Source organism: Marinobacter algicola DG893, from assembly GCF_000170835.1.
GTDB lineage: Bacteria > Pseudomonadota > Gammaproteobacteria > Pseudomonadales > Oleiphilaceae > Marinobacter > Marinobacter algicola.
In genome coordinates, this window is the sequence record NZ_ABCP01000002.1 from 128880 (window position 1) to 154458 (window position 25579).

The window sequence follows — 25579 nt, forward strand, 5'->3', positions numbered from 1 at the left end:
ACTATAAGTGCCCTTTAACGAACGTTCTCAACTGGCTGAGGCTCCCTGCCCCGGCATGTTGGGCAATCACATCGCCATCCTGAAACAGGGCCAATGTTGGAATGCCACGGATACGCATTTTTGCAGTAATCTCCGGGCTATCATCCACGTTGACCTTGGCAACGGTCAGTTGCTCACTGAACTCATCGGCGATATCCTCAAGCAGCGGGGCTACCGTCTTGCAGGGGCCACACCAGGGTGCCCAGAAGTCAACCAGAACTGTCCGGTCGCTCTGAACAACCGCTTCTTCAAAATTCGCATCGGTTACATGAATAATGGTCGTCATAATATCTGCTCCTGAATGGAATTGCTCACTTTCAATACTGGGTCCTCCAAGCTGATAGCACTAATTTCAGTGCCATATAGATCCCATTTCTCACAATGATGGGTTGGCATAGAGCCCGTTAAAGGCGCTTACTGAATACCAGCCCACCCCACGCAAGCGTGCGGTTTCCGGTCCCGCTCTTAATTTCGGAGCTCTGGACCCGGAGCACGTAACTCAACTCGGTGCCAGCGACGAAACTGTGGGTATAGCCCGCCCAGATTTCCGCCAGGAGCATGTTAAGGTCGTTGGCACCCAGTTCGTGGTCGGAGTGCCTGAATTGGCCTTGAAGGAACGCATTGTAGGCCCGAGCTTTAACAGACACGCCGCCCCAGAAATAGTGCTCCCGGCCGCCAGGGGCCGCGACTCCCGGCGCTCGTTCGCCGTAGGCCATAAGCTCAGGGTTGAAACGATTGTCCGGGGAGGAAATGAGCCCATCCCGAAAAACAAGCGCGGCACCAAACTCAGTCAAATAACCCACCGACCCGAAATACGTGACTTTGAATTGCTGGTCCGGCCGGCTTTCATCCAGATACTGGTGATAGGCAGCGGAGTATCGGAATGTTGGTTCCCCGCCATTGGAGACCTGATGGTCCCAGCCGTTGGCACGGTCACTTCCTACCACCTTGTGAACCGCATTCTGACCCGATTTAAAAACATCCAGGCCCAGCACTCCGACGGTCATCGAGGTGGTCCACCCGGAATCGTCACTCAGGGTCCTGTAACTATGGCTTGACGATAAATAAACGAGGCTGCTGTAGGGACGATCATCCCGATCGATATCCCTCGCCTTGATTTCCTCAGGGGTGAATCCGTAGATGCCAAATTCCAGGGCTGCACTTTCGGGCTCGTTAATATCTGCGCCAATACCCGACAACACGAACCTGTCCAGGTTTTGGCTGATTCCGGAAACCGGATTTTCCAGGAAGTCCTCCGAGTTTGAGGAATAGGTTATGGCCACACCTGCGGTGTAATCCCGATCGGTTTGGGTGGGTGCAAAAAGATCATTGTCCGTAGAAAGCGCAATGACAGAATCAGAGTTCTCAGCATGAGCCATCGGAGACAAAACCAGAACAGTGAGAAAAAGTACAAGCAGACGATGAGACATGGCCAACTCCGAAAGACGATAGGTCGGAAACAAGTTGGCTGCTATTTTTCAACTGAACGCCTTGCGCGACTAATCAGGGCTCGGTATTGAAAACATCATATATTTTGATGAATAGGTGTTTGTACTGCGATGTTTATATGTTGAAGGGTGACGTTCGTTCTATAAAGTGAGTTAGGATTGCTCTTTATGTAATTGTATTAAATGAATTAATAATAATATCTTAGGAATCAGTCAACATCGAAAAAAATCACACCAGTGCTTATTCATCAGTTTTGGTGATGTGATTCATGCAGCCTCCTGATTATTCGGGACCTCCCCCCGAGCCCATACTTCACTCCATCTGATCTCGCGCCGATTGGCGAAACGGGGATCAGCTTGCCTATCAAAACTGGAGAACATGTTATGCGTAAAACTGTACTGGTTGCCCTTACATCACTCTTGGCCGCGGCGGCGCTACCTGCACATGCTACCTTGGCTGACCGAAAATCCGACGAGACTCGTTTTGAGAACGCTCAACCGGCGCCGTACAGCGGCCAACTCGTCATTCGTGGTGAGATCCTGGACCGTGATGCAGCAGATCACTCAGCAGAACCGGCCCCCTACAGCGGTCACATCGTTATCCGAGGTGAAGTGCAGTCCGAAAGCCACGGCTGAGCGATAAGCCTTTCTTTGCGTCTTGGCGCCAGGGACGGTGCGTTTTTTGTCAAACCGCTGTGGTTCGATTAAGTTCTCCAATACCTGATTGGGCTGCCAGATTGAGCCGTGGAGATCTAGGCCCTTTACGTTAGCAGGTAAGCCACTGACGTGTTTATGACCGTTTCAAATCAGTCCTCGTCGGGCAGCCTGAAATCTACTTCCTCAAGTGAGTCTGCCAGGAAATCCAGAAACGCTCTTACAGCCGGAAGCAGTCCCCGGCGCGACGGAAAGACAGCGTGGAAAATGCCTCCGCGAGGTCGCCAGTCCGGTAAAATGCTGACGAGATTGCCGTCAATCAGATCCTGCCCACCGACGATAAGCGGCATTTTTACCACTCCCAAACCACCCACGGCAGCCTTGAGCAATGTAAAGACATCATCGGTAACAAGGCGTGGCTGGTGATGGATTTTAACGGACGCACCAGCGGGCCCATCCAGGCACCAGACATGCTGCCCATCCCATTGTTCAAAATCGATACTGGGAAGTTTCGATAAGTCATCGGGTGTTATTGGTTTTGGGTACTGCGCAACCACCTCTGGCGCGGCCATCAAGCACTGGGGGTTTTTAGACAGCACTTTCATCGTTAAGTCACTGTCTTCGAGCGGTGGGTATCTCACTCGCAAGGCAACATCGAACCCCTCCCTGACAACGTCGATCCGTCGGCTCGTGGCCTCCATTTCGATTTTCACTTTCGGGTACTGCTGCATAAACCGGACAATCAGCGGGGCCACCAAAAAGTAGATGATTCCCGGCGGGCAGCTCACCCGTATCGAACCCACTGGCTCGGAGCGGGAATGATCGATGACTTCCTGTGCCGCATCTGCCTCGACCAGCATTGCCAAGCAGTGGCGATAATACTCTTTCCCCAACTCCGTAACGGTGAAGACACGCGGTGAGCGATTAATAAGCCGGGTATCAAGACGGCTTTCGAGCTCTGCAACTCGCCGGCTCAGCTTGGATTTGGGTAACCCAAGTGCCCTGCCCGCCGGCGCAAACCCGCCGTGGTCTACCACCTTTACGAAGTAATAAAGATCGTTCAAATCCTGCATATGCAATCGTCCTATATATAGAACCCTGAGTATAAGAATTGGTGCCTACTCAGGCCACCCTGGCTGAACTATCGTTAAATTTATTCCCTTTTCCAATGTCAAGGGAAAGGGAGCCAACAACGACGGTGCGCAAAGCCGTCTTATCACAGTAAGGAGAACGTCATGAGTAAACCCTATGTTCGACTCGATAAAAACGATGCTGCGGTACTGATGGTAGATCATCAGACAGGCCTACTCTCTTTGGTCCGCGATATTGACCCGGACAAGTTCAAGAACAATGTGTTGGCGATGGGTGACCTGGCTCAATATTTTGGGCTTCCGACCATTCTGACAACCAGCTTTGAGACCGGTCCCAACGGCCCATTGGTTCCGGAACTGAAAGAACAGTTTCCGTCTGCCCCTTACATCGCCCGCCCGGGCCAGATTAACGCCTGGGATAATGAGGATTTTGTGCAAGCCGTTAAGGATACGGGGAAGAAACAACTGATCATCGCTGGTGTTGTGACCGAAGTGTGTGTTGCTTTTCCGGCGCTCTCTGCGCTGGCCGAAGGCTATGACGTATTCGTGGTAACGGACGCCTCCGGCACATTCAACGAACTGACCCGCCACTCTGCTTGGGATCGGATGTCGCAGGCCGGCGCCCAACTGATGACCTGGTTCGGACTGGCTTGTGAGCTGCACCGGGACTGGCGCAACGACATTGAGGGGCTCGGAACCCTGTTCTCCAATCACATCCCCGATTACCGGAACTTGATTACAAGTTACAACACTTTGCCTGAAAAACAGTAACGCAATGGCGGGGGTATTCGTGGACTCCCAGCGGATACCTCCCCGACCCATCGAATCTTATAAGGAGAATACGGTTGTGTTTCCTCCCAGGCACTTTAGGGGCTAGCGCCCGGTTATTATCGATTCGGACTTTAGGTGGTGATCGTTCTAGAAATAGAACCCAAAGTGCGAATATTGTTATCTATTCAGGGCCCGCACGCTGTTTTATCGTCACATTGATGCCGTAAAAACGTTGGGGCGATGAACCCTTTAGGAGGTCAAAGTGAAAAAGATTCTGACAACGTACGGTCCCCCTCGCGGTCATTGGGTGGGTGATGGCTTTCCGGTTCGTTCGCTCTTCTCCTACGATCGCATGGGCGCATCGAATATCTCGCCGTTTCTGCTACTGGATTACGCCGGGCCATCGGAATTTCCTCCGGCTCAACGTCCCCGGGGGGTTGGTCAACATCCACACCGAGGCTTTGAAACCGTGACAGTGGTCTACAGCGGTGAGCTGGAACACCGGGATACCTCGGGTGCAGGTGGGCTCATTGGCGAGGGAGACGTCCAATGGATGACCGCTGGCGCGGGAATCGTGCACGAGGAGTTTCATTCACAGAAATTCACTGAACAAGGTGGTTTGCTGAACATGGCGCAGCTCTGGGTCAACTTGCCTGCATCGGCAAAGGACACACCGGCGGCTTATCAGACGTTGCTCAATGAGGACATCCCTCGTGTATCCCTCGAAGACGATGGTGGAACGCTGCGAGTCATTGCTGGTGAGTATCTTGAGCACAAAGGACCTGCCAACACGTTCACGCCAATCAATGTGTGGGATCTTAGGTTGGAGCCTGGTGCCCGTGTGAATTTGCCGGTACCCGAAGGCTACACCACCTTGGTGGCAGTGCTGAACGGTTCAGTTCAGATCAATGACACTGATGTGTTGCGTGAGGCAGAGCTTGCGAACCTGGACAGAGAAGGACAAGAGATTGTGCTGGAGTCCAATAACGACGCTCGGTTGCTTGTTTTGAGTGGCGAACCCATTGATGAGCCGGTCGTAGGCTATGGACCCTTTGTGATGAATACAGAGGGAGAAATTAAAAAGGCCATGCTCGACTTTCAATCAGGAAAATTCGGCGCTCTCTAACAAGGATAAAGAGCATGAACTGCTTTTGAGGGGCTGACAGGATGTCGCCCCCAATCAATCAAAGATTGGGAAGCACGCTATGAACGAACAAGAGGCAGACGCCGCCCCAAGCATCCACTATGACTCTGGTCGATCCATCATAATCCGGCACACTGTGAAAACCGGACACCGTGACCACTATGAAACCTGGCTCAGGCAGATTATTGCCGCCGCAGCCCAGTTTTCCGGGCACCAAGGCGTTCATGTGATACGACCGCCCGAAGGGCATGACACCTTTGAAATCGCGGTGCGCTTTTCCCATCCCGAAGAAGCCGATACTTGGCTGAACTCCGATGTTCGGCGGGAATTGGTATCCGACATCGTTCCGGCGCTGGCCTCTGAAGAACAGGTGGAGATTCAGACTGGCATCGATTATTGGTTTACTCCACCCACGTCAAAAGCCAAACAGCCTACTCGCTGGAAACAATGGCTCATTACAACAGCGGTTATTTGGCCACTCACGTTGATCGTACCAATGGTCTTTCAGCCCATATTCAATCAACTTCCAGTGCTTGCGTTATGGGGGGTGCGTCATGGCTTGGTCGCAGCAACTGTCGTCGCACTAGTGGTCTATTTGATCATGCCCCGAGTGGTTCGACTCGTTGCAAACTGGCTGTTTCGTTAGTCGACAGTGCTAGGGGCAGAGGTACAGATCGATTTTCTATGGCAGTTTTGCCGTACGACCGGCGGGAAGATATGGTAAAGACCTGCGGTTTTTTGCACTTGTTTGGAAACTAGGGAACACAACACTGAGGGAAATTGCTATGACGCTGAAACTTCAAACAATCATCTGCAGCACGCGCCCTGGAAGGGTTGGTCCATCGATCGCTAAATGGTTCAACGAATTCGCCAATGCCGACGGACGATTTGAGTCTGAGCTTGTCGACTTGGCAGAGTTTGAGCTGCCGATCTACAACGAACCAAACCATCCGCGTTTACAGAAATACGAACATGATCATACCAAGGCGTGGTCAAAAAGCGTCGATGCAGCTGATGCGTACGTTTACGTTATCCCTGAGTACAACTATTGCCCTCCCCCCTCCTTCACAAACGCGCTGGATTACGTGTACACCGAGTGGAACTACAAGCCGTGCGGGTTTGTGAGCTACGGTGGCGTATCGGGTGGTCTGCGCTCAGCGCAACTCGCGAAACAGCTGGTAACGACATTGAAAATGATGCCAATGATGGAGGGCGTGATGGTTCAGATGCCCTGGAACCTCCTCGATGAGAATAAGGTGTTCCAGGCGAGCGAGCATCACGAAGGTTCCGGGAAAGCGATGCTCGAGGAGTTGGAAAAGTGGGCCCGGGCCTTACAGTCGATTCGTGGTAAAGGATAATAGGTGGCTAGCCACCTGACTCATAAATCTCTAACTTCGAGCCCTCGCCTCACACGCACCATGTCCGCAACGATGGCCAGTGCAATTTCAGAAGGGGTTTTACTGCCGAGGTTGAGTCCGATGGGCATGTGGATCCGCTCAACGTCTTCCTTTGACAGGCCACCAGTCCGACGAAGTCGTTCGGATCGGGCCTGGGAAGTACGAACAGAGCCCATCACACCGATGTAGCTTGCTGAGGTTTTGACAGCGGCCATCATGGCCAGATCATCAATGCGGGGATCGTGGGTAGCAGCGACTACCGCTGCGGAGGGCGTGCAAGCACCCGGCGAAGCGATATACAGTGATGGCAGTTGGGGCAGGAACTCAACACCTGGCGGCAGGCTCATGCCATTGGTGACTTCTTCCCGTGGGTCACACAGCACTACTTCATAACCAAGGCTCAGGGCGAATTGTGCGCAAGCCTCTGACACCGTTGAATAACCGGCCAGAATCAGCTTGGCAACGGGGCCGATACGAACCGTCACCGTCTCTTTGCTTTCATTCCGCACCACCCGTGGCCCCGTTGGCTCTGCATCTGACAGCCAGCACTCGGCATCCGTCAATCTGATATGTCGTGCGATTTCATTTTGGCCGGACAGTGCCTGCTGAATCCGCTCAAGGTGATCCCGGGTCTTTGCGGTGGCAACCATACGTTCCACCAGGACGTCGAGAATGCCCCCGCACGGCAAGCGAATACGGGGGCTCTCCGGGCTGTTGCTGCCCGGGTCGCCATAACGAACAATAACAGCAGGTTGTTCGTACTCTCCGGCGGCAACGCGCTCGAGGAAGTCTTCCTCGACGCAACCACCCGAGAGTGAGCCCACATGATGCCCGTCAGAGGTGGCAACCATCAGTGAGCCCGGCTCCCTGGGCGATGATCCGAAGGTGGACAACACCGTGCACAACCAGATCGTCCGGCCATTTCCCAGCCATTCGATTGCCTGCTCCACTACCCGAGCATCCAGACTTTGCATGGTCATGCACTCAACTGATCACCAACAGGAAGGCGCCGAATGCGTTTTCCAGTGGCCGCGTAGATGGCGTTGCACAGTGCCGGCGCAACCGGTGGCAATCCCGGCTCGCCCACACCGCCCATGGCGTCATCGGGGTTATCAATCAGGTGCACCCGGACCACTTTCGGCGCGTTTGGCATTCGCGGCAACAGGTATCTGTCGAAGTTGCTTTGTTGAGCGACTCCATCCTGGAACGTCATCTCGTTTTGCAGGGCAATGCCAATTCCCATCACGCAGGAGCCCTCCATCTGAGATCGGATTCGCTCCGGGTTGGCCTGCGGCCCGCAATCAAAGGCAATGTCGGCGCGGTGAATGGTCACTTGCCCGCTATCATCCACTTCAACGTCAAAAACGACGGCGGTGTAGGAAACAAAGCTGTGGTGAAAGGCCAACCCCAGACCACGCCCCTTGGCTCTTTCCTTTCCCCAGCCCGCTTCTTCGGTGGCACGCTCAATGACCCGGCGCATGCGGCCCACATCGATCGGATACATCTCAGGATCTTCACCGTAGTTCCAGCCGTCGCCCACCGTGAGATTGTGAACCTCACGCCCTGGCCCCAGCAGGTCCAGTACGTAATCGCGATGGTCCTTGCCGGCGGCTACTGCCATCTCGTGGGCGAAGCTCTGGATGGCCCACGCATGCGGGAGGTTGTACACCGAGCGGAACCACCCAATGCGGACATGAGCCGGAGCCGGCGGGTTCTCCAACCGGATAGCGGGAATGCTGAACGGCATGGTGTTGAAACCCATGCCCAGCTCAAAGCCCGCCTTGTGTTTGGGATCCGGCGCAAACAGCGACGCGATGCTGGGAGACAGAGTACGGTGGCGCCAACTGGTCGCTTTTCCATTGGCGTCGAGCCCCGCTTCCAGGTGATCCACGGAAACCGCATGGAAGTAGGCATGCTGAATGTCGTCCTCACGGGACCACTGCAGTTTGATGGGCTGCCCTTCAAAGGCCTTGGCTACTTGAGCGGCTTCAATTACGAAATCAGGCTTTGATTTACGGCCAAAGCCGCCACCCAGCAGGGTTTGATGAACGGTCACGTTTTCCAGGTCGATCTCCAGAAGCCCGGCTATGCCTTCTCGCGTCGCCCTGGGGTTCTGCACTGGCGCCCAGGCCTCGGCTTTGCCCGCGCTTACGCGAACCACGGCGACGGGGGGTTCCATCGGAGCCTGCGCCATATGGGGCATGTAATAGGTGGCGGACACCCGCTTGTCGGCTTCTTTCAATGCGGTTTCAACATCACCGGACTGGCGTATAACCTTGCCCGGTGATTGTGCCGCTTTTTCCAGGGACTCCCGGTAAGCCTTGGAGGTGTAAACGGCGTTGTCACCGGCCGACGTATTGTCCCACTCAATCTTCAGAGCTCTGCGGCCTTCCATCGCCGCCCAGGTGTTGGTGGCGACTACGGCAACACCACCGAGTGGGTTGAATGCGGCAGGCTGGCCGGTGCCATCGATGCGTACGATTTTCTTAACGCCTGTTACCTTCAGGGCTTCGCTGTCATCGACGCTCTTCACCGTCGCGCCGTAAACCGGAGGCCTGGCCACCACCGCATAGAGAGTGTTCTCCAGATCCACATCGGCGCCGAAAATTGCTTTGCCGGTGACAATGTCTTCACCATCAATGGCTTTGGGATGCGTGGATTTCAGCTCGCCATTGATCAGGCCGGATTCCTTACCAATGAAACGCAGCTCACTATCGGATTTAAGAACCAGCGAGTCCCGGCCAGGAACATCCAGTTCCCGAGCAGCTTCAGCGAGCTGGCCAAAGCTGAGTTCCCGTCCAGTGGAAGGATGAACAACCTTATGAATATCCGCTCTTACTTCGTCGACCGATACACCCCATTGATTGGCCGCGGCCTGCTCGAGCATCAGCCTGGCAGCAGCGGCCGCACGGCGCATGGGGGCGTACCAGTGACGCATACTGCGGGAGCCGTCGGTATTCTGGTTGCCAAATTTATCCTGATCGCCGTCTGCCTGTTCCGCTCGAACCTGATGCCAGTCTGCGCCCAATTCATCCGCTGCCACCATGACAAGGCTTGTACGAATACCCTGCCCCATTTCGGCGCGGTTGTTGACGATGGTGACCAGGCCATTGGCGTCGATATGGATGAATACATTCGGGTTATCTACCCAGCCCCCCGGCATGGCCCCGGCGCCGAATTGCGTCTGTTCATTCGCCAGCCCAATATCCCATCGGGCTGCAAGCAGGAGTGCAGAGGCACCGGCCAATCCTTTTAGGAGACCGCGACGGCTGACATTGGCAAGCAACAGTGTGTCGTCAGATTGGCTCATGAACTCACCTCCTTGTCCGCAGCTCGCTCGATGGCCGCCAGAATACGATTATAGGTGCCACACCGGCATAGGTTGCCTGCCATGGCATCGACGATTTCCTGGGTTTCGGGTTTCGGTGTTTTCTTAAGCAATGCCGTGGCATTCATGATTTGGCCACCCTGGCAATAGCCGCATTGAGCCACGCCAAGATCCAGCCATGCCTGTTGGACTTTGCTGCCAACCGGGTCGTCGGCCATAGCCTCTATGGTTGTAATCTCCCCCTGGGCTGCAGAGACCGGCGTTATGCATGAGCGGGTGGCCACTCCGTCCAGATGAACTGTGCAGGCGCCACACTGGGCGATACCGCATCCGAACTTGGTACCTTTCATGCCAACAACGTCACGAATGGCCCAAAGCAATGGCATGTTGTCGGGAACGTCCAGCTCATGCTGCTGCCCGTTTATGGTCAGGTTAATCATTGATCTCTCCCTTCACTGTGTTGCACGCACTGTGTTGGCCGATTTACGTTACTGGGGAAGCTTGAGCTCACTGACCGGAGAAAAACGACTCAGTATAACCGGTGTACTTCTTAAACAGGGTGTCTCTGAAAGCCTGCCCCTTTGCTTCCAGTACACGGTCAATGTCATCGCGCAGGCCGGTAAGTTCATTGCGGTAACCAGCCACACTGACATCTGAACCAAGCGCTGGTTCCATAACGCGAAGCGCCAGGTTGTGATCCTGGATCAGATTGGCGCTCCAGAAGTTGTCCTCAATGAACACGTCGGCCCGCCCGAACTCGAGCATGCGGAAAGGCACCATTCCTTCTCCATCAGCGGAATAGGTGATCTCGGTAATATCCTGGTGGGTCTCTGCCCAGCGCGTGATGTTGTCCGGGTAAACATACCCACTGATAATGAGCACGCTAAGGTCGTTAAGCTTTTGCAGAGTGACAGGCTCTTCGATGGTTAAACTCTGAGGTACAATCGCCGCCAACGTCCAGTGAGCGAACACGGTGCGTGAGTGCGACAAATAGTTTCGTCCTTCCGTGACGGGCATGGCGATGTCCGATGCTCCTGACTGCACCTCGGATACGCAGCGTTTGAAAGGCAACTCCTCGTAGGCGGCGTCCAGCTCCAGATCACTGAGCGCTGCATTCATCAGTTCAACTGCAATGCCACGCATCTGTCCTTGATCGTCCCTGAAAATGTAAGGGTCCCAGGGCTCATAACAGATTTTTATCGTCGATGATGGTGCAGCTGCGTGGCTGATCGTTCCCAATAACACCAGCAATGCCACGACAATACTGTAAGGAACGACAACTGTTACTGCACGCTGCATAAGAGGCGCCCCACTGCGCTATTGGTTCGGGAGCGGCGAGCGTCACCGCCGTCATGGTCTGACAAGTATAGACAATTGTGACAGGCATCGAACAAAAACGACAATCAGCAGCACATGGTCCACAACGTATCCTTTAACTTTAAGTCCGAAGTGACGCTACATCTTGAAGGCCTGGCAAAGAGGTGAAGGCTCCTGGATGAGTCACTGCATGTGCACCACAGGCACTGGCAAAGGTCAACATGTCTTCAAGTTGCTCGGGGTCTTCGCCCAACGCCTTAAGACTGGCTGCGGTTATATTCAGGTCCGACAGCCGATAGAGCAGCCCACCAACGAACGCATCGCCGGCGGCGGTGCTATCAACCATCTGGACGTTTCGTGGCTCGATGGAACCGTAATGAGATGGGGTGAGGTAACGCAATGGTTTTTCGCCATCCGTGACCAACACCAAAGAAGCGCCCGCGTTCAAGATTTGCTTCAACACCTCGGTTTCGTTCTGGTGTCTACACAGGAAGGCCAGCTCTTCTGCGGATAGCTTCACAAGATCGGCTTGCTCCACACAGGCCCACACCGGAGCAAATGGATCTGTGCCTTTGGGCCAGAGGTTATTTCTGAGGTTCATATCAAAACTCACCAGCCATCCGGCTGATCTCGCTTTTTCCAGTCCCGCTTGGGTTGCTTCCAGAATGCCCGGTTCAGTCAGCGTGTTGGAGCAGAAATGGAAAATGCCTTGGTCGTCGAACCATTCTGGCTGGAATTCATGTGGGGCGAATATCAGGTCCGCGGATGGTCCCCGGTAGAACTCAAAACTTCGCTCTCCGGTCTTATCCAATGACACAAAGGCCAAGGCAGTTTTCGCTTCGCTGGTTTGCAGTAGATAGTCTGTCCGCACATGCATGGATTCGAGCGATTTAACGAGAAAATCACCGAACATGTCAGCGCCCACTTTGCCGGCGAAATAGCTGTCTCCGCCGAGCTTACCTATCGCAGCCGCTACGTTTGCAGGTGCACCACCTGGAAACTTTGTGAAGCGCTCGTTTACCGAATCAGAGTTTTCAGATTGATCTTCACTAACCCTGCTTGAGAGCATGTCCACCAGGGCTTCACCGAATGAAATAACTTTGATCATCGACTGCTCCCCTCTTCCACCGCTGGGTCCAAATTTGCTGAGCCCGTGTGCAGGTGCTGTTTGACGATCTCCATCAACCCCTGGGTTGATGGATCGTACGTGTCGCTCTGCTGTTCAATATCACGGCTGATATCGTTGGCCAACCGCTTTCCCAACTGCACGCCCCACTGGTCGAAGGAGTTGATGTTCCAGATAGCCCCCTGCACGAAAACCTTGTGTTCATAGAGAGCAATCAAGGCGCCCAGATTTCCGGGGCTCAGTTCGTCCAGCAACAGCACGTTGCTGGGGCGATTGCCGGGGCAACTGGCGTATTGGTCGTTCTGACGGTCGCCATTCATAAAGGCATTGGCCTGAGCCAGCATGTTAGTCAGCAAGGCAAAATGGTGGTCTTTGGTGTCATCCTCAGGTTTCAGCGTCGCAATAAAGTCGATGGGCACGAAACGTGTGCCCTGGTGAAGTAACTGAAAGAACGCATGCTGGCCGTTGGAACCGGTTTGCCCCCACACAATGGGACCGGTGGCATGGCTGACCGGGTTGCCGTCGATGTCCACTGACTTACCGTTGCTCTCCATATCCAGTTGCTGGAGAAACGCTGGTAACTGGTGCAGAGCCTGATCGTAAGGAATAATCGCCTGGGTTTCCGCGCTCAGGAAATTGATGTTCCAGATGCCGATAAGAGCCAGCACGACCGGCATATTGGCCTCAATTGGGGCCTCCCGGAAGTGCTGGTCCATTATGGAAGCGCCCTCAAGCAGCTCGACAAATGCATCGAACCCGATGCTCAAGGCAATGGGCAAGCCAATGCTGGACCAGAGCGAGTAGCGCCCACCCACCCAATCCCAGAACTCGAAGATGCTGTCCTCGCGGATGCCAAATTCCGTTGCTGCTTTGATGTTGGTGGACACCGCGACAAAGTGCTGGCCCATCTCGGCTGTGGTGCTTTGTGTCTGCGTCTGGAACCAGCGCTTGGCGCTGTTGGCGTTCAAGAGGGTTTCCTGGGTGGAGAAAGTCTTGGTAGAGACAACAAATAGCGTGGTTTCCGGGTCCAGCCCTTTCAGCACCTTCTTCAGGTGCCGACCGTCTACGTTTGAAATGAAGTGGACGTTCATCTCCGGATGCTGGTAATCAAGCAAGGCGCGACACACCATGCTGGGTCCAAGGTCTGAGCCGCCGATGCCGATATTTACAACGTCGCGAATGCGCTTGCCGGTGTAGCCCAGCCATTGTCCGTTCCTGACCTGCTCGGTAAACACCCGGAGTTTTTCCAGGCTGGCCCGAACCTCTGGCATGACGTCCTGGCCATTCACGACAATCGGTGCCTCACCCAGGTTGCGCAAGGCGGTATGCAGAACCGGACGCTGTTCGGTGACGTTTATGGTTTCCCCGGAAAACATCTGTTCCCGGCGCGACTCCAACGGCGACTGTTTGGCCATCTCTAACAGCGCACCCATCACCTGCGGCGATACCTTGTTCTTGGAATAGTCCAGAAACAGCTCGCCTAACCGGAGGCTCATCTTATCGAAACGATCCGGATCTGCTTTGAAATAATCCGCGATCCGGTCATTCCGAGTCTCATTGGCAAGTTGTTCCAGCTTGCTCCAGGACTCGGATTTGCCCAGTGCATTCATATCTGTGCTCCCTAGTGTTCGTCAGGCCAGGACTCGCCAAGGGCTGCAAAAACCCCTTTTGTTTCCAGCTTGTCGAGTGCCCTATCAAAGGCCTCTTCAAAGTCGCTGGAGTTGGCGAGCATGGTCCCGAAAAGGTCTGTCATCCCAAGAAATTCCGGGGTCAGATTGGCTCTGTCTTTAACGGCCGTCTGCAGCCGGGGGGCCATGGGATCATTGATTTCGTGCGGTTGTCCTTGCTCATCTTTGCCACGGAGGTAGAGCGCCCAGCCGGCAATGATCATGGCAACACGAGACAACGGTCGTCCTTCGTTCACCAGTGTCTGCACCGTCGGCACCAGGAATTTCGGTATCTTGCTGGAGCCGTCCATACACAGCCGGGCCAACTCATCGCCCATTTGAGGGTTGGAGAAGCGTTCGATCAGGGTCTGCTTGTAGGCGGGCACATCGATGCCTGAAATTTCTCCCAGTATCGGTGTCACGTCTTCATCCATGAAGCTGCGAATAAAACGGCTGAACCGATCATCCGCCATGACCTCGTGGGTATATCGATAACCGGAAAGATACCCGAGGTAGGCCATGGCGGAATGACTGGCATTCAACAGGCGGATTTTCATGCGCTCGTAAGGGGCGACGTCGTCCGTGAACTGGACTCCCACCGTTTCCCAATCCGGACGACCGTTGCAGAAATTATCCTCCAGCACCCACTGATAAAAAGGCTCGCAGATAACTGGCCAGCCATCTTCCAGGTCATAGTTCTCTTTCAGCCACTGGCGATGTTTGTCATTGGTTCCCGGTGTAATGCGGTCAACCATGCTGCTGGGGAAACTCACCTTGTCGCCGATCCAATCCGCAAGCTCGGCATCCCTCAGTCGGGCAAAGGTCAACAGGGCACCGCGGGCCACCTGGCCGTTTTCTGGCAGGTTGTCACACGACAGGACGGTGAATGGCGGCAGATTACGCTCGCGTCGGCGGCATAGGGCTTCGGTCAGATAGCCAAAGACTGTGCGCGGTTGCTGCGGGTTTTCCAGGTCTTGAAGAACGTCCGGATGGTTTTCATTGAACCTTCCGGTGTTGTCGTCCACGTTGTAACCACCCTCGGTTATCGTTAGTGAGACGATCTTCACCTCGGAACTCGCCATTTTCTCGATGACGGCGTCCTGCTCCTCAGGCGCGAACATGAAACCGGTGATGGCGCCAATGACGCTGAGGGTATTGGTGCGGTCGGCGCCGAGCTCGATCAAGGTGTAGAGGTGGTCCTGCTCAGACAACACCTGATGCATGGCTCGATCACCTTCACGCAGCCCAACACCACAAATCGACCAGTCCGGGCTGCCACCTGCCTGCAACAGTTGGTGGGTATAGACTGCTTCATGGGCACGGTGGAATCCGCCAACACCAATATGAACGATGCCTTGTCTAAGGTTACTCCGTTCATAAGCTGGCACGGACACCTCTGGACTCAGTTGGTCCAATGTTGAGTTATTCAGTTTCATAAGATGTCACGCTGCCAATCGGCTGGGTTTCTGAACAGCATTGCCCTGCTCGTCGAACAAGTGGCACTCATCCACATGCAGGTGTAAACCGATGCGATCACCATAGTTACAGGCAAAGTTGCCGGGCATTCGGACAGTCAGCGTCTCTTGACCATCGGTCTTTACATAGCAATAGGTATCGCTACCCAAGCTTTCGGTGATGTCCATGTAGCCGGTCAGTGAGCTCTCACTGGGTTCAACCACATCGATGTTTTCCGGCCGAACGCCAACAGAGACAGCACTGCCCTGACGCAAGTGTTCGCTGGCTGCGGGCAATGTCACAGAAGTACCGGAGGTCAGTTCAACCGTAACGCTTGAATGATCGAGCGCGGTTACGGTGCCCGGCAGGAAGCTCATCTTGGGCATCCCGAGGAAACCTGCGACAAATCGGTTAGCCGGATTACGGTACAGATCAAGTGGTGTGCCCACCTGCTCAATTCTGCCCTGATTCAACACGACAACTTTATCGGCCAGAGTCATGGCCTCTACCTGATCGTGGGTGACGTAGATCATGGTCGCATTCAAGTCATGGTGAAGCCTTGCCAGCTCCAACCTCATCTGTACCCTCAGCGCAGCGTCCAGGTTCGAGAGCGGCTCATCGAACAGGAATACTTTGGGCTGGCGTACGATTGCGCGACCAATCGCAACCCGCTGGCGCTGGCCACCGGACAGCTCCTTGGGTTTGCGTTCCAGCAACGGGTCCAGCTCCAGAATTCGGGCCGCTTCGGCTACCTTGTTATGGATAACCTCTTTTTTCTCTTTAGCGAGTTCCAGTGCAAACGACATGTTTTTGCGTACGGACATATGGGGATACAGGGCGTAGCTCTGGAACACCATTGCCAGATCCCGTTTGGCCGGGGCCAAATCGGTGATCTCTTTCGTATCCAGCAGGATGTGGCCGCCGGTTACCTCTTCCAGGCCCGCGATGGAGCGCAGCAGGGTCGACTTGCCACACCCTGATGGTCCGACAAACACCACAAATTCATTGTCTTTAATTTCAAGATTGATGCCTTTGAGAATTTCTGTCTCCCCGAAGGATTTCTTGAGGTTCTTTATTGTTAAGTTAGCCATGGGAAATCTCCGTTATTTGACGGCGCCAAAGGACAAGCCGCGAACCAGCTGTTTCTGGCTGATCCAGCCAAAGATAAGAATTGGGGCACAGGCCAGGGTCGATACGGCTGACAACTTGGCCCAGAACAAGCCTTCAGGGCTTGAATAAGAGGCGATCAGGGCCGTCAGCGGGGCTGCCTCCGACGCCGTGAGGTTGAGCGACCAGAACGCCTCGTTCCAACTCAGAATCAGTGACAGAAGCACCGTTGCCGCCAGACCGCCCTTGCTCATAGGCAGCAGGACTCGCCAAATCTCCTGAAACAGTGTGGAGCCGTCCATTCGAGCGGCCTCAAGTACTTCTTTCGGAATCTCTTTGAAGTAGGTGTAGGCCATCCAGATCATGATCGGCAGATTGATCAGCGTGTAGATGATCACCAGTCCGGTTTTGGTATCGAGCAAACCGGTGTCTTTGAAGATCAGGTAAATCGGCACCAGAACGCCAACCGGCGGCAGCATTTTGGTGGATAGCATCCACAGCAGTGTCCCTTTGGTACGCTTGGTCTCAAAAAAGGCCATGGAATAGGCGGCGGGTACGGCGAGCATCATTCCGATGATCGTGGATCCGAAAGACACCACCACCGAATTCCAGGCAAAGTGGAGATAGTCACTGCGTTCGTTGACCAGCGTGTAATTCTCGAGGGTCGGCGAGAAGAACAGTTGCGGCGGTGTGGCAAAGGCATCGATTTCTGTCTTGAAGCTGGTCAGCAGCATCCAGAAAATCGGGAAGAAAATGGCCAAAGCCACCCCCCATGCCAACACCCCCATAAGCAGGGTATTCAGGCTACGTCGTTGTTTCAGGCTGAGCATGTTGTAACCTCCGGGAATCATTGTTTTTCTGTCAGGCTTTTGCCGATCAGCCGCACCAGGAAGAAGGCGGCAATATTGGCCAGCACGACGGCGATCAGGCCACCGGCTGAGGCCAGTCCGACATCGAATTGCAGCAACGCCTGGCTGTAGATGAGGTACGCAAGGTTGGTGGTCTCATAACCCGGGCCACCGCCCGTGGTGGTGAAGATTTCGGCAAAGATCGACAGCAGGAAGATGGTTTCGATCATCACCACCACCGCGATCGGGCGCGCCAAGTGCGGCAAGGTGAGATGGAAGAACAGAGCCCAGGGACCGGCGCCGTCGAGGCGTGCCGCTTCCTGTTGTTCCTGATCCAGCGACTGCAAAGCGGTCATCAGCAGCAGGATGGCAAAAGGCAGCCACTGCCATGACACGATCATGATGATCGAGAACAACGGAAACTCAGAGAACCAATCGATCGGCGTGGCGCCGAAGAACTTCCAGATGGCCGCAAAAACACCGGATACCGGATGCAGTAGCAGGTTTTTCCAGATCAGCGCGTTCACGGTCGGCATGATAAAGAACGGCGATATCAGGAGTATCCGGACGATGCCCCGCCCCCAGAACGCCTGGTTAACAAGCAGCGAAATCAGTACACCCAGAACCACTGTAATTAACAGCACGGCACCGACCAGCAGCAGGGTGTTGCTCATTCCCGCCATAAAACCGAAATCGGTGACGAAGAATTGGAAGTTCTCCAGCCCCACAAATTCGTTATCGGCGGGGTACAGCAGGTTATAGCGAATCACTGAAAAGTAGATGGTCATGGACAGCGGGATCACCATCCACAGCGCCAGGACGAGCACCGACGGCGACACCATAAAACGATTGATGCGGGATGTCTTTCTCTTACCTCCCTGGCGGCTGTCCTGTTTGGGTTCCGCGGCGGAGCTCGCGGGACCTGCATTCAGAGTGGTTGTCTTCATATCGGTTCTCCGGTGACCCCCAAGCAGGCTCCGCCGAAGCGGGCCCTGCATAAGGTCATTGTTGTTTCGTCTTGGCCGGGTATTCAGTTGGAGTAATAGCGGGCGCGAGTCATCTCGCGAAGGGTGATCGACTGTGCCGCTTTCAGGGCATGATCAACCGACATCGACCCTGCCAGGGCGCCCGAGATCAGCTTGCCGACCTGGGTTGCGATCGACTGAAATTCAGGGATGGCCGCAAACTGAACGCCCACATAAGGGGAAGGATTCAACGTGGAATCGTTGGGGTCGGCGTTGCCGATTGCTTCCAGGGTTCGGGTCGCGAACGGCGCAGCTTCCAGGTATTCAACGTTGTCGTAGGTGGAGGTGCGTGTGCCGGGCGGCACGTTGGCAATACCATAGGTTTCCTCAACCAACTGGCTGTAAGCCCGCGAGGTCGCCCACGTGATAAAGGTCTTGGCCGCTTCCTTGGCATCTGAGCTCACCGGAACGGCGAGGGCCCAGGACCACAACCATCCCGAACCTTTTGACGTTACCTGTTCTGGCGCCAAGGCAAAGCCGACGTGTTCCGCTACCCTGCTTTGAGACTCATCGGTAAGAAATGATCCGGCGACAGTCGCGTCCACCCACATGGCACATTTGCCACTGTTGAACAGCGCCAGGTTTTCGTTAAACCCATTGGATGAGGCGCCCGGAGGTCCGTAGTTCCCGAGAAGGTCGACGTAGAAACTGACGGCGTTGCCCCACTCTTCGCCAGTGAATTCAGGCTTCCAGTTTTCATCAAACCATCGTGCGCCAAAGGCGTTAGCCATGGTGGTAACCAGCGCCATATTTTCACCCCACCCTGCCTTACCGCGCAGGCAGATACCGTACTGCTCTTCTTGCGGCTTATGGAGCTGCTCAGCAAAGGACTTCATCTGGTCCCAGGAAGGCTGATCAGGCATGCTCAGCCCATTGGCTTCAAAAAGGTCCTTGCGATAGAATGTCATCGAACTTTCGGCGTAAAACGGCAGCGCGTACAACGTACCGTCGGAGGACAGGCCGCCGAGGACTGATGGAAAAATATCGGCCAGATCGTAATCCGAAGGCAGATCACCCATCGGGGTCAACCACTCCTTCCCACCCCAGATCGGTGCCTCGTACATTCCAATTGTCATCACATCGAATTGACCGCCGTCCGTCGCAATATCGGTAGTCAGGCGCTGGCGCAGGACATTTTCCTCAAGCACTACCCAATTCAGATCGATGTCTGGATGAAGCTTTTCGAATTCGTCGGAAAGGCCCTGCATGCGAACCATGTCGCCATTGTTAACAGTGCCAATGGTTACTTTGGTGGCAGCCATTGCGGAGGACGCGACGGCCGTCATGCCAACCGCCATAACAGCGGACAGATATCGTTTGTTGTTCATGTTCCAACCTCTGTTTGTTTTTGGAGTAGGTCGTTCAGAATGTCCGTATTGGCCGGTGCATTCCGGGTACTTTGATCTGACGGATCACCTCTCGTCAGGAAAGCGAATCAATGGTGCTATTACACGCTTAATGTCAGAACTGAACAAATACATACCCTGTCATTTTTCTGTACTTTTTTGCCATCACGAATGGAGGCGCCTCCCCCGCTCATTTAGCTAAAGGCGGCTACAAGTACAGGCTGTGTGGGCTATTGGCGACAAAGTAAGGTTGAATGGAACCCATGAACGTCACCAGAAAGTATCATTCTGAGAGAAAAAGAGGATGTGCAGAGAGAGGGATAAAACAGATGAGGTACTGATTACCGCTGATACAACGCGTCCATGGAGGTTCGCCGGTATTCAGACGGCGTCATGCCCTTCACATCGGAAAACCGGCGATTGAAATTGGCGATGTTGTTGAAGCCAACCTGAAAGCAGATCTCCGTAATTGGATCATCCGTATGTGCCAGGCGTTCACAGGCTTTGTTGACCCGAAGGGTGTTAACGAATTCAATGAATCGATGGCCGGTGGCCTTCTTGAAGAACTTGGAGAAATAGGTTGGGCTCATGTTCACATGCGCAGCAACGTCTTCCAGGGAGATACTTGACCGATAATGCTCGAAAATATGGTTTAACGCCTGGTTCAGTCGGTTGAGGATCTTTTCATCGGTAATCGGAAGGTAGGTAGACGAGGACAGCACGCGATAGTCATCCATCGCCGCCAGAATCTCAACCATTGCCCAAAAACGCGTCAAGCGTCGAAAGCCATTCGAAGTGGCGACTTCTTCAAACAACCCTATCGCCTTATCAATTCCCTCGCGATTCCGGAACTCAATGCCGTATTGAGCACGTTGCCAGAACGGAGCCAGGGCCCGCGTTTCAGGAAACACCGATTCAGAGGCGGTAATCAGATCGTGGGAAAAATTGATGACGCGGTCACGAAGTTCAACCTGCTCGCCCTTCTCTAGCTGACTGATCCAGTTGTGAGGAAGGTTGGGCCCCACAAGGATCAGGCTATTGGGGGCAAAATTGCCAATATAATCACCCACGAAAACCTTTCCAGAGGTCTCGGTGATCAGATGGAGTTCATACTCCTCGTGATAATGCCAGCGCACAAGTGGGCTCGGGTAACCGTGATCCAGGTACCGGATCGACTCGTCACCCCGCTGATCTACCCACTCGAACTCTGGTTGGATACGTTGCTTCTCAGCGCCCATTGCGTTCTCTTCGGCTTTCTCCTGATGCGTAGAACCAGTGTAACCAATAAGTCAGCAAGTAGGGAGATCAGTCGTGCTTGACGTCTATCGATTGGCCGTCTGACCAAACAGCAGACTCTTACCCTCTTCCGTCACGGCTGGCCGACTGGACCACGGGGCTCCCTTTTCATACGCTCTGACCACCGCCGGTCGCGACTGCATGGCACTGAACCACCGCTTGAGATTCGGGAAATCATCAAGGTTCTGCTGTTGCGTCTCGTGTGGCACAACCCAGGGATAGATCGCCATGTCGGCAATGGAGTAGTCATCCACCACCCAGTCGCGTCCTCCCAACTGCTTGTTGAGTACGCCATAAAGCCGATTGGTCTCATTCACGTAACGTTGAATGGCGTAAGGGACCTTCTCCGGCGCGTACTTTACGAAGTGGTGGTTCTGTCCCGCCATCGGACCAAGCCCACCCATCTGCCACATCAGCCACTGTATGACATTAATACGGGCTTGAGGATCCGCAGGCAGAAAGCGACCAGTTTTTTCTGCCAGGTACAGCAGAATGGCTCCCGACTCGAAAACGGAAAGGGACGCTCCGCCGGTAGCCGGCGCGTGATCAACGATCGCAGGCATCCGGTTATTGGGTGAAATGGCCAGAAACGATGGTTTGAATTGGTCTCCGGCACTGATATCCACCGGGTGGATATCGTACTCAAGCCCCGCCTCTTCGAGAAAGATCGTAATCTTGTGGCCATTGGGCGTTGGCCAGTAGTGAAGATCAATCATGATCACGCCTGCTCAGGGTAGTTTTGCGGGAAAAGAGCCCGGCGGGCTGTGTCATCCATTTCGGTCTGAAACCGAACGTCCTGGCCGACGGCTCTTGCACGCGCGACTGCCGGACGACTGTTGATGCTGTCAAACCACCGTTTAAGGTTCGGGAAGCCGGCCAATTCAGCATCTCCGAGCACGACACCGGCTTTATCGACCCAGCCCCAGGCTGCAATGTCCGCAATACTGAACTCTTCGCCCACCAGATACGTGCGATCTGCCAGATGCGTATCCAGCACTTCATAGTGACGCTGTGCTTCTCGCTGGTAGCGGTTGGCGGCATAAGGAATCTGTTCCGGTGCGGCATGCCGGAAATGCACTGACTGACCGGAATACGGCCCCAGGCCAGAGGCCACAAACATCATCCAGGACAGCAGCTCAGCCCGGTTTTCCGGCGTTCCGCCCAGCCTACCGCTCTTCTCCGACAGATAGAGCAAAATAGCATTGGAATCAAATACTCGCACACCATCATCCTCGATGGCTGGGGTTTTGCCGTTCGGGTTTATAGCCCGATACTCCGGCTTATGCTGCTCGCCCTTGAGCGTATCGACGGGAACCAGTTCATAAGGCGTGCCCGTCTCTTCAAGGTACAGGGCCACTTTCATTGGGTTGGGTCTGGGGTGGAAATAGAATCTGATCATTGCGGTGCCTCCGGCGATCTGTGCAAGGAACTCACACTGTATGCATTGTTGAGCATTCATTCAACTTCATTATTTGAAGTAAACAAGCGTGTGACGGAACGGCTGATTCCGCAGCGTTCTTTTCATTTTTGACGGATAGCGACTATGTTAGTAAGGAGGATGCATTCACTCACGATACTTGCCTGCCAGTAATTTCAATCACTTACATGCTCCGATCTGGCGAGTTGCAAGGAGGACGACACATGTCGATAGCACAAGAAGCACCCTTATCAGATGAAGTGGCCGCCTGGCTTGATCCAGAGATGGACTCTGTTAAAGGGACCGAAACCCCAAAAGACCCGAACAAAGGCTATATCGCCCTGCTTGGCTGGAGTGTCAATGCCATCAAGGCCGCGCAGAAGTTTGACCGACGCTACATCGTGGTTGCTCCCGATTGGGCCGCGGACTTCTGCACCGCGAACAAGATCCCCTTTATCCCATGGGATTTTATTCGCCTGAATGATCGCTCCATGGAGATTGCTCAAAGGCTGAAGGAGGAAGGCGTTGATGTTGCCGTGCCGTTGTTTGAAGAGACTGTTGAGTGGTCTGGCGCGATCAACTCCGTACTGCTGGACAATCCTCGTATGTACGGGCAGTCAATTCTGTTCCGTGACAAGGCTTTGATGAAGCGCCGTGCCCAGCTTGGCGGCATTCGGGTCGGGATTTTCGAGGAAGCCCACGAGAAAGACGACATCGTTCGTTTCATGAAGCGTGTCAACCAGACCCTGCTTAAACTGGATGGCGATCCGGACGACCCGATTCACGTTAAAGCCTTCGACAAGGCCGGTTGTCTCGGCCATCGGATGATCCGCACCCTAGAGGAAATTGACAGTATTCCAGCGGAAGAATATCCGCTGCTTATGGAAAGCCACTTAAGCGGCTGGGAGTTTGCCGTTGAAGCCTGGATCCACGATGGCAAGATTCAGTTCCTCAACATTTCAGAGTATGTGACGCTGGGCTATTCCGTATTTGTTCCAGCAACCGCTGAACTCGAAAGTTGGCGGGAAGCCATCACCAAGCAGATTGAACTGTTGATCAAGACGTTCGATATTCAGTTTGGTTTGATTCATCCGGAATACTTTGTCACTGCAGATGGCGTGATGTACTTTGGTGAGATTGCTTACCGCCCACCCGGCTTTAAGGCGTTTGAGCTTATTGAGCGTGCGTATGGGTTCAATGCGTACCAGGCGTCAATGCTGGTATTTGATCCCAAGAGCACCAAAGAGGAAGTGGAAAAGTTCTTCCCACGCGAAGTGGTCGATGCCAAGGGTTACGCTGGTTGCTTCGGCGTTTATCCGCGCCGGCGTGTGGTCAGCAAACTGGAAATGCCTCCGGAATGTGTTGATCATCCCTATTTCGAGTCACACGAACTCGTAGCGCCGTTGGAAGAAACGGTTCCTGATCGTTCTGCCTTTGGCACGCATTGGGGCCTGGTCTTCTTCTTTGGCGATGACCCCATCAAGATGCGGGACCTGTTGAAAGCCCAGGAGGATCTGGACTTCTACGTCTAGGGCCGTCAACTCCTACTCAGGCGTTGTTACTAGGGCGTTCCATGATGCAGGCCTGTAGCGCTGCAATCATGGAACGCCTTTTCTCAAATTATCCCCAACTGTTTATTCACGGCATCACGAATTTCCCGATAACGATCAGGGTTCGTGGCTAGTGTATCCAGATCATCTTCAGGAAAAATCTCTTTCTTCGCTTTCCTGGCGTGCTCTTTGGCGAAAATGGCCGGTAGCAATTGTTCCAGGCACCGCAGCATAACCTCGGGCGACACCGATGCGCCTGGCGATGCGCCCAACAACGTTCCGTACGTTTTGTCTTTGGACACGAGAATTTCTGTGCCCATCTGCAGATCGCCGTCCTTGATAATCTGAACTCGTTGGCCGGCGTGCACCGGTTTCCAGTCAAACTTTTTGCTCAGGCCGGGCGCGAAGCTTTCAAGCTCCTCGAACATGCTCTTCTCACCCTTGAACGTCTCTGAAACCAGATATTTCACTAATGGGAAGTGTTCCAGCGTAACGTTCAGCAACCCCGGGATATCATGCAGGCGCATCGCCCGAAGGTAGTCAATGAACCCGCGACCTTTCTCAAGTATGGGTTTGAAGGAGGCGAAAGGCCCGAACAGTAGATAGTGCTGGCCATCGGCCACTCGCAAATCCAGATGTGGCACCGACATGGGGGGCGCGCCTACTTTCGCTTTGCCATAGGTTTTTGCCCGGTACTGGTCGGCCTGCTCTGCGCTGATAGGAGCCTGCAGGAAACGCCCGCCGACTGGAAAGCCCGTAAACCGTTTCGCAAATGGCAGGTGGCTCTTTTTAAGAATCGGGAATGCGCCCCCACCCGCACCTACAAACAGTACGTCGGCTTTGTAGCGAACGGGGGCACCGTGGCGTTCAGTTTCAACAAGCCAACTCCCTGCGGGGCTCTTGTGTACGCGCTTCACGTGGGTGCCATACTCAATCTTCACACCGAGGTCCTGGGATGCGTGTTTCGCCATTTGTTGCGTCAGGGCGCCAAAATTCACATCCGTACCTGTTTCGATAACGGTAGCCGCCATTTTCTCATGGCGAGGACGCCCTTCCATCAGATAGGGAATCCAGCTCTTGATCTCGTCGAAATCCTCCGAGAAACGCATGCTCTCAAAAAAATGATGAGCAGACATTTCATTGAAACGCAGTCGTAATTCATCGATTGAGGATTCAGACACGATGGTGCAGTGCTTGGTCCGGTTGATGAACGTCTTGGGGTCCGTAATGGCGCCTTTTTTGATCAGGTGCGCCCAAAACTGCTTGGCCACATTGAATTGCGCGTGGATCTTCAAGGCTTTTTCGACGGAGATAACCTCTTCGTCCACCGGTGTGTAGTTCAGCTCACAGTTTGCCTCGTGTCCGGTGCCGGCGTTGTTGAACACCCACGAGTTACCCTCTCCGGCACTCTCCAATCTCTCCAGGATGGTGATATTCAACTCAGGGGCCAGCTCTTTTGCCAGCGTGGCAAATGTGGTCCCCATAATCCCCGCGCCGATGATCATTACGTCCATAGAGTCTATCCACCTGCTGTCGTTTTCTGATATCCATCG

General features: G+C 54.2%; 24 protein-coding genes. 6 read left to right on the forward strand and 18 right to left on the reverse strand.

The genetic code is table 11. The features are described from left to right. Position 1: 1 nt before the first annotated feature. Complete coding sequence (gene trxA / locus MDG893_RS02830; RefSeq protein ID WP_007152208.1) at positions 2 to 325, reverse strand: thioredoxin; 324 nt, start codon at positions 323 to 325, stop codon at positions 2 to 4. Positions 326 to 443: 118 nt separating this feature from the next. Next, positions 444 to 1469, reverse strand: a complete 1026-nt coding sequence (locus MDG893_RS02835) for a lipid A deacylase LpxR family protein (RefSeq protein ID WP_007152209.1) — start codon at positions 1467 to 1469, stop codon at positions 444 to 446. A 402-nt stretch (positions 1470 to 1871) separates the two neighbouring features. Between MDG893_RS02835 and MDG893_RS02840 the strand changes: the two genes are divergently transcribed. Continuing rightward, positions 1872 to 2123: a hypothetical protein gene (locus tag MDG893_RS02840; protein ID WP_007152210.1), complete on the forward strand. Its 252-nt coding sequence runs from the start codon at positions 1872 to 1874 to the stop codon at positions 2121 to 2123. 170 nt (positions 2124 to 2293) lie between these two features. On the opposite strand, the gene MDG893_RS02845 is transcribed toward MDG893_RS02840, so the two are convergent. Beyond that, positions 2294 to 3214 (reverse strand): LysR substrate-binding domain-containing protein, encoded by a 921-nt coding sequence (locus MDG893_RS02845; RefSeq protein WP_007152211.1) that lies wholly within the window; start codon positions 3212 to 3214, stop codon positions 2294 to 2296. 162 nt (positions 3215 to 3376) lie between these two features. Here MDG893_RS02845 and ycaC point away from each other — a divergent pair, with 162 nt between their 5' ends. The 4 genes from ycaC (at position 3377) to MDG893_RS02865 (ending at position 6505) form a co-directional block, all read left to right on the forward strand. After that, positions 3377 to 4003 (forward strand): isochorismate family cysteine hydrolase YcaC, encoded by a 627-nt coding sequence (gene ycaC / locus MDG893_RS02850; RefSeq protein WP_007152212.1) that lies wholly within the window; start codon positions 3377 to 3379, stop codon positions 4001 to 4003. Positions 4004 to 4265: 262 nt separating this feature from the next. Next, complete coding sequence (locus MDG893_RS02855; protein WP_007152213.1) at positions 4266 to 5129, forward strand: pirin family protein; 864 nt, start codon at positions 4266 to 4268, stop codon at positions 5127 to 5129. 79 nt (positions 5130 to 5208) lie between these two features. Further along, entirely contained in the window at positions 5209 to 5793 is a 585-nt protein-coding gene (locus tag MDG893_RS02860) for an antibiotic biosynthesis monooxygenase (protein ID WP_007152214.1), read from the forward strand. A gap of 139 nt (positions 5794 to 5932) precedes the next feature. Beyond that, complete coding sequence (locus MDG893_RS02865; RefSeq protein WP_007152215.1) at positions 5933 to 6505, forward strand: NADPH-dependent FMN reductase; 573 nt, start codon at positions 5933 to 5935, stop codon at positions 6503 to 6505. A 20-nt stretch (positions 6506 to 6525) separates the two neighbouring features. On the opposite strand, the gene MDG893_RS02870 is transcribed toward MDG893_RS02865, so the two are convergent. From MDG893_RS02870 to MDG893_RS02935, 14 genes are all read right to left on the reverse strand, one after another. After that, positions 6526 to 7518 (reverse strand): XdhC family protein, encoded by a 993-nt coding sequence (locus tag MDG893_RS02870; protein WP_040474225.1) that lies wholly within the window; start codon positions 7516 to 7518, stop codon positions 6526 to 6528. 2 nt (positions 7519 to 7520) lie between these two features. After that, positions 7521 to 9854: a xanthine dehydrogenase family protein molybdopterin-binding subunit gene (locus MDG893_RS02875; protein WP_007152217.1), complete on the reverse strand. Its 2334-nt coding sequence runs from the start codon at positions 9852 to 9854 to the stop codon at positions 7521 to 7523. Next, positions 9851 to 10312, reverse strand: coding sequence for a (2Fe-2S)-binding protein (locus MDG893_RS02880; RefSeq protein ID WP_007152218.1), 462 nt, complete (start codon positions 10310 to 10312; stop codon positions 9851 to 9853). Before MDG893_RS02880 ends, MDG893_RS02875 begins: the two co-directional genes overlap by 4 nt. A gap of 67 nt (positions 10313 to 10379) precedes the next feature. Next, on the reverse strand, positions 10380 to 11171 hold the full coding sequence (locus MDG893_RS02885; protein ID WP_083797655.1) for a substrate-binding periplasmic protein: 792 nt from the start codon (positions 11169 to 11171) through the stop codon (positions 10380 to 10382). A 139-nt stretch (positions 11172 to 11310) separates the two neighbouring features. Beyond that, positions 11311 to 12297: a carbohydrate kinase family protein gene (locus MDG893_RS02890; RefSeq protein WP_007152220.1), complete on the reverse strand. Its 987-nt coding sequence runs from the start codon at positions 12295 to 12297 to the stop codon at positions 11311 to 11313. Further along, positions 12294 to 13925 (reverse strand): glucose-6-phosphate isomerase, encoded by a 1632-nt coding sequence (pgi, locus tag MDG893_RS02895; RefSeq protein ID WP_007152221.1) that lies wholly within the window; start codon positions 13923 to 13925, stop codon positions 12294 to 12296. Before pgi ends, MDG893_RS02890 begins: the two co-directional genes overlap by 4 nt. Before the next feature lie 11 nt (positions 13926 to 13936). Continuing rightward, positions 13937 to 15418, reverse strand: coding sequence for a mannitol dehydrogenase family protein (locus MDG893_RS02900; RefSeq protein WP_007152222.1), 1482 nt, complete (start codon positions 15416 to 15418; stop codon positions 13937 to 13939). Between the two features lie 6 nt (positions 15419 to 15424). Then, positions 15425 to 16528 carry an ABC transporter ATP-binding protein gene (locus MDG893_RS02905; RefSeq protein ID WP_007152223.1) on the reverse strand — a complete coding sequence of 368 codons (1104 nt, stop codon included), beginning with the start codon at positions 16526 to 16528 and terminating at the stop codon, positions 15425 to 15427. Positions 16529 to 16540: 12 nt separating this feature from the next. Then, positions 16541 to 17374, reverse strand: a complete 834-nt coding sequence (locus tag MDG893_RS02910; protein WP_007152224.1) for a carbohydrate ABC transporter permease — start codon at positions 17372 to 17374, stop codon at positions 16541 to 16543. A gap of 17 nt (positions 17375 to 17391) precedes the next feature. After that, the gene (locus MDG893_RS02915; RefSeq protein ID WP_007152225.1) at positions 17392 to 18339 is read right to left on the reverse strand and encodes a carbohydrate ABC transporter permease; all 948 of its coding nucleotides are present in this window, start codon (positions 18337 to 18339) and stop codon (positions 17392 to 17394) included. Between the two features lie 83 nt (positions 18340 to 18422). After that, complete coding sequence (locus MDG893_RS02920; RefSeq protein WP_040474258.1) at positions 18423 to 19715, reverse strand: ABC transporter substrate-binding protein; 1293 nt, start codon at positions 19713 to 19715, stop codon at positions 18423 to 18425. A gap of 389 nt (positions 19716 to 20104) precedes the next feature. Further along, positions 20105 to 21001, reverse strand: a complete 897-nt coding sequence (locus MDG893_RS02925; RefSeq protein ID WP_007152227.1) for an AraC family transcriptional regulator — start codon at positions 20999 to 21001, stop codon at positions 20105 to 20107. 84 nt (positions 21002 to 21085) lie between these two features. Further along, entirely contained in the window at positions 21086 to 21775 is a 690-nt protein-coding gene (locus tag MDG893_RS02930; protein ID WP_007152228.1) for a glutathione binding-like protein, read from the reverse strand. Between the two features lie 2 nt (positions 21776 to 21777). Further along, positions 21778 to 22458: a glutathione S-transferase family protein gene (locus MDG893_RS02935; protein ID WP_007152229.1), complete on the reverse strand. Its 681-nt coding sequence runs from the start codon at positions 22456 to 22458 to the stop codon at positions 21778 to 21780. 242 nt (positions 22459 to 22700) lie between these two features. Between MDG893_RS02935 and MDG893_RS02940 the strand changes: the two genes are divergently transcribed. Continuing rightward, positions 22701 to 24008 carry an ATP-grasp domain-containing protein gene (locus MDG893_RS02940; RefSeq protein ID WP_007152230.1) on the forward strand — a complete coding sequence of 436 codons (1308 nt, stop codon included), beginning with the start codon at positions 22701 to 22703 and terminating at the stop codon, positions 24006 to 24008. 83 nt (positions 24009 to 24091) lie between these two features. On the opposite strand, the gene MDG893_RS02945 is transcribed toward MDG893_RS02940, so the two are convergent. Then, the gene (locus MDG893_RS02945; RefSeq protein ID WP_007152231.1) at positions 24092 to 25540 is read right to left on the reverse strand and encodes a malate:quinone oxidoreductase; all 1449 of its coding nucleotides are present in this window, start codon (positions 25538 to 25540) and stop codon (positions 24092 to 24094) included. Positions 25541 to 25579 lie beyond the last annotated feature (39 nt).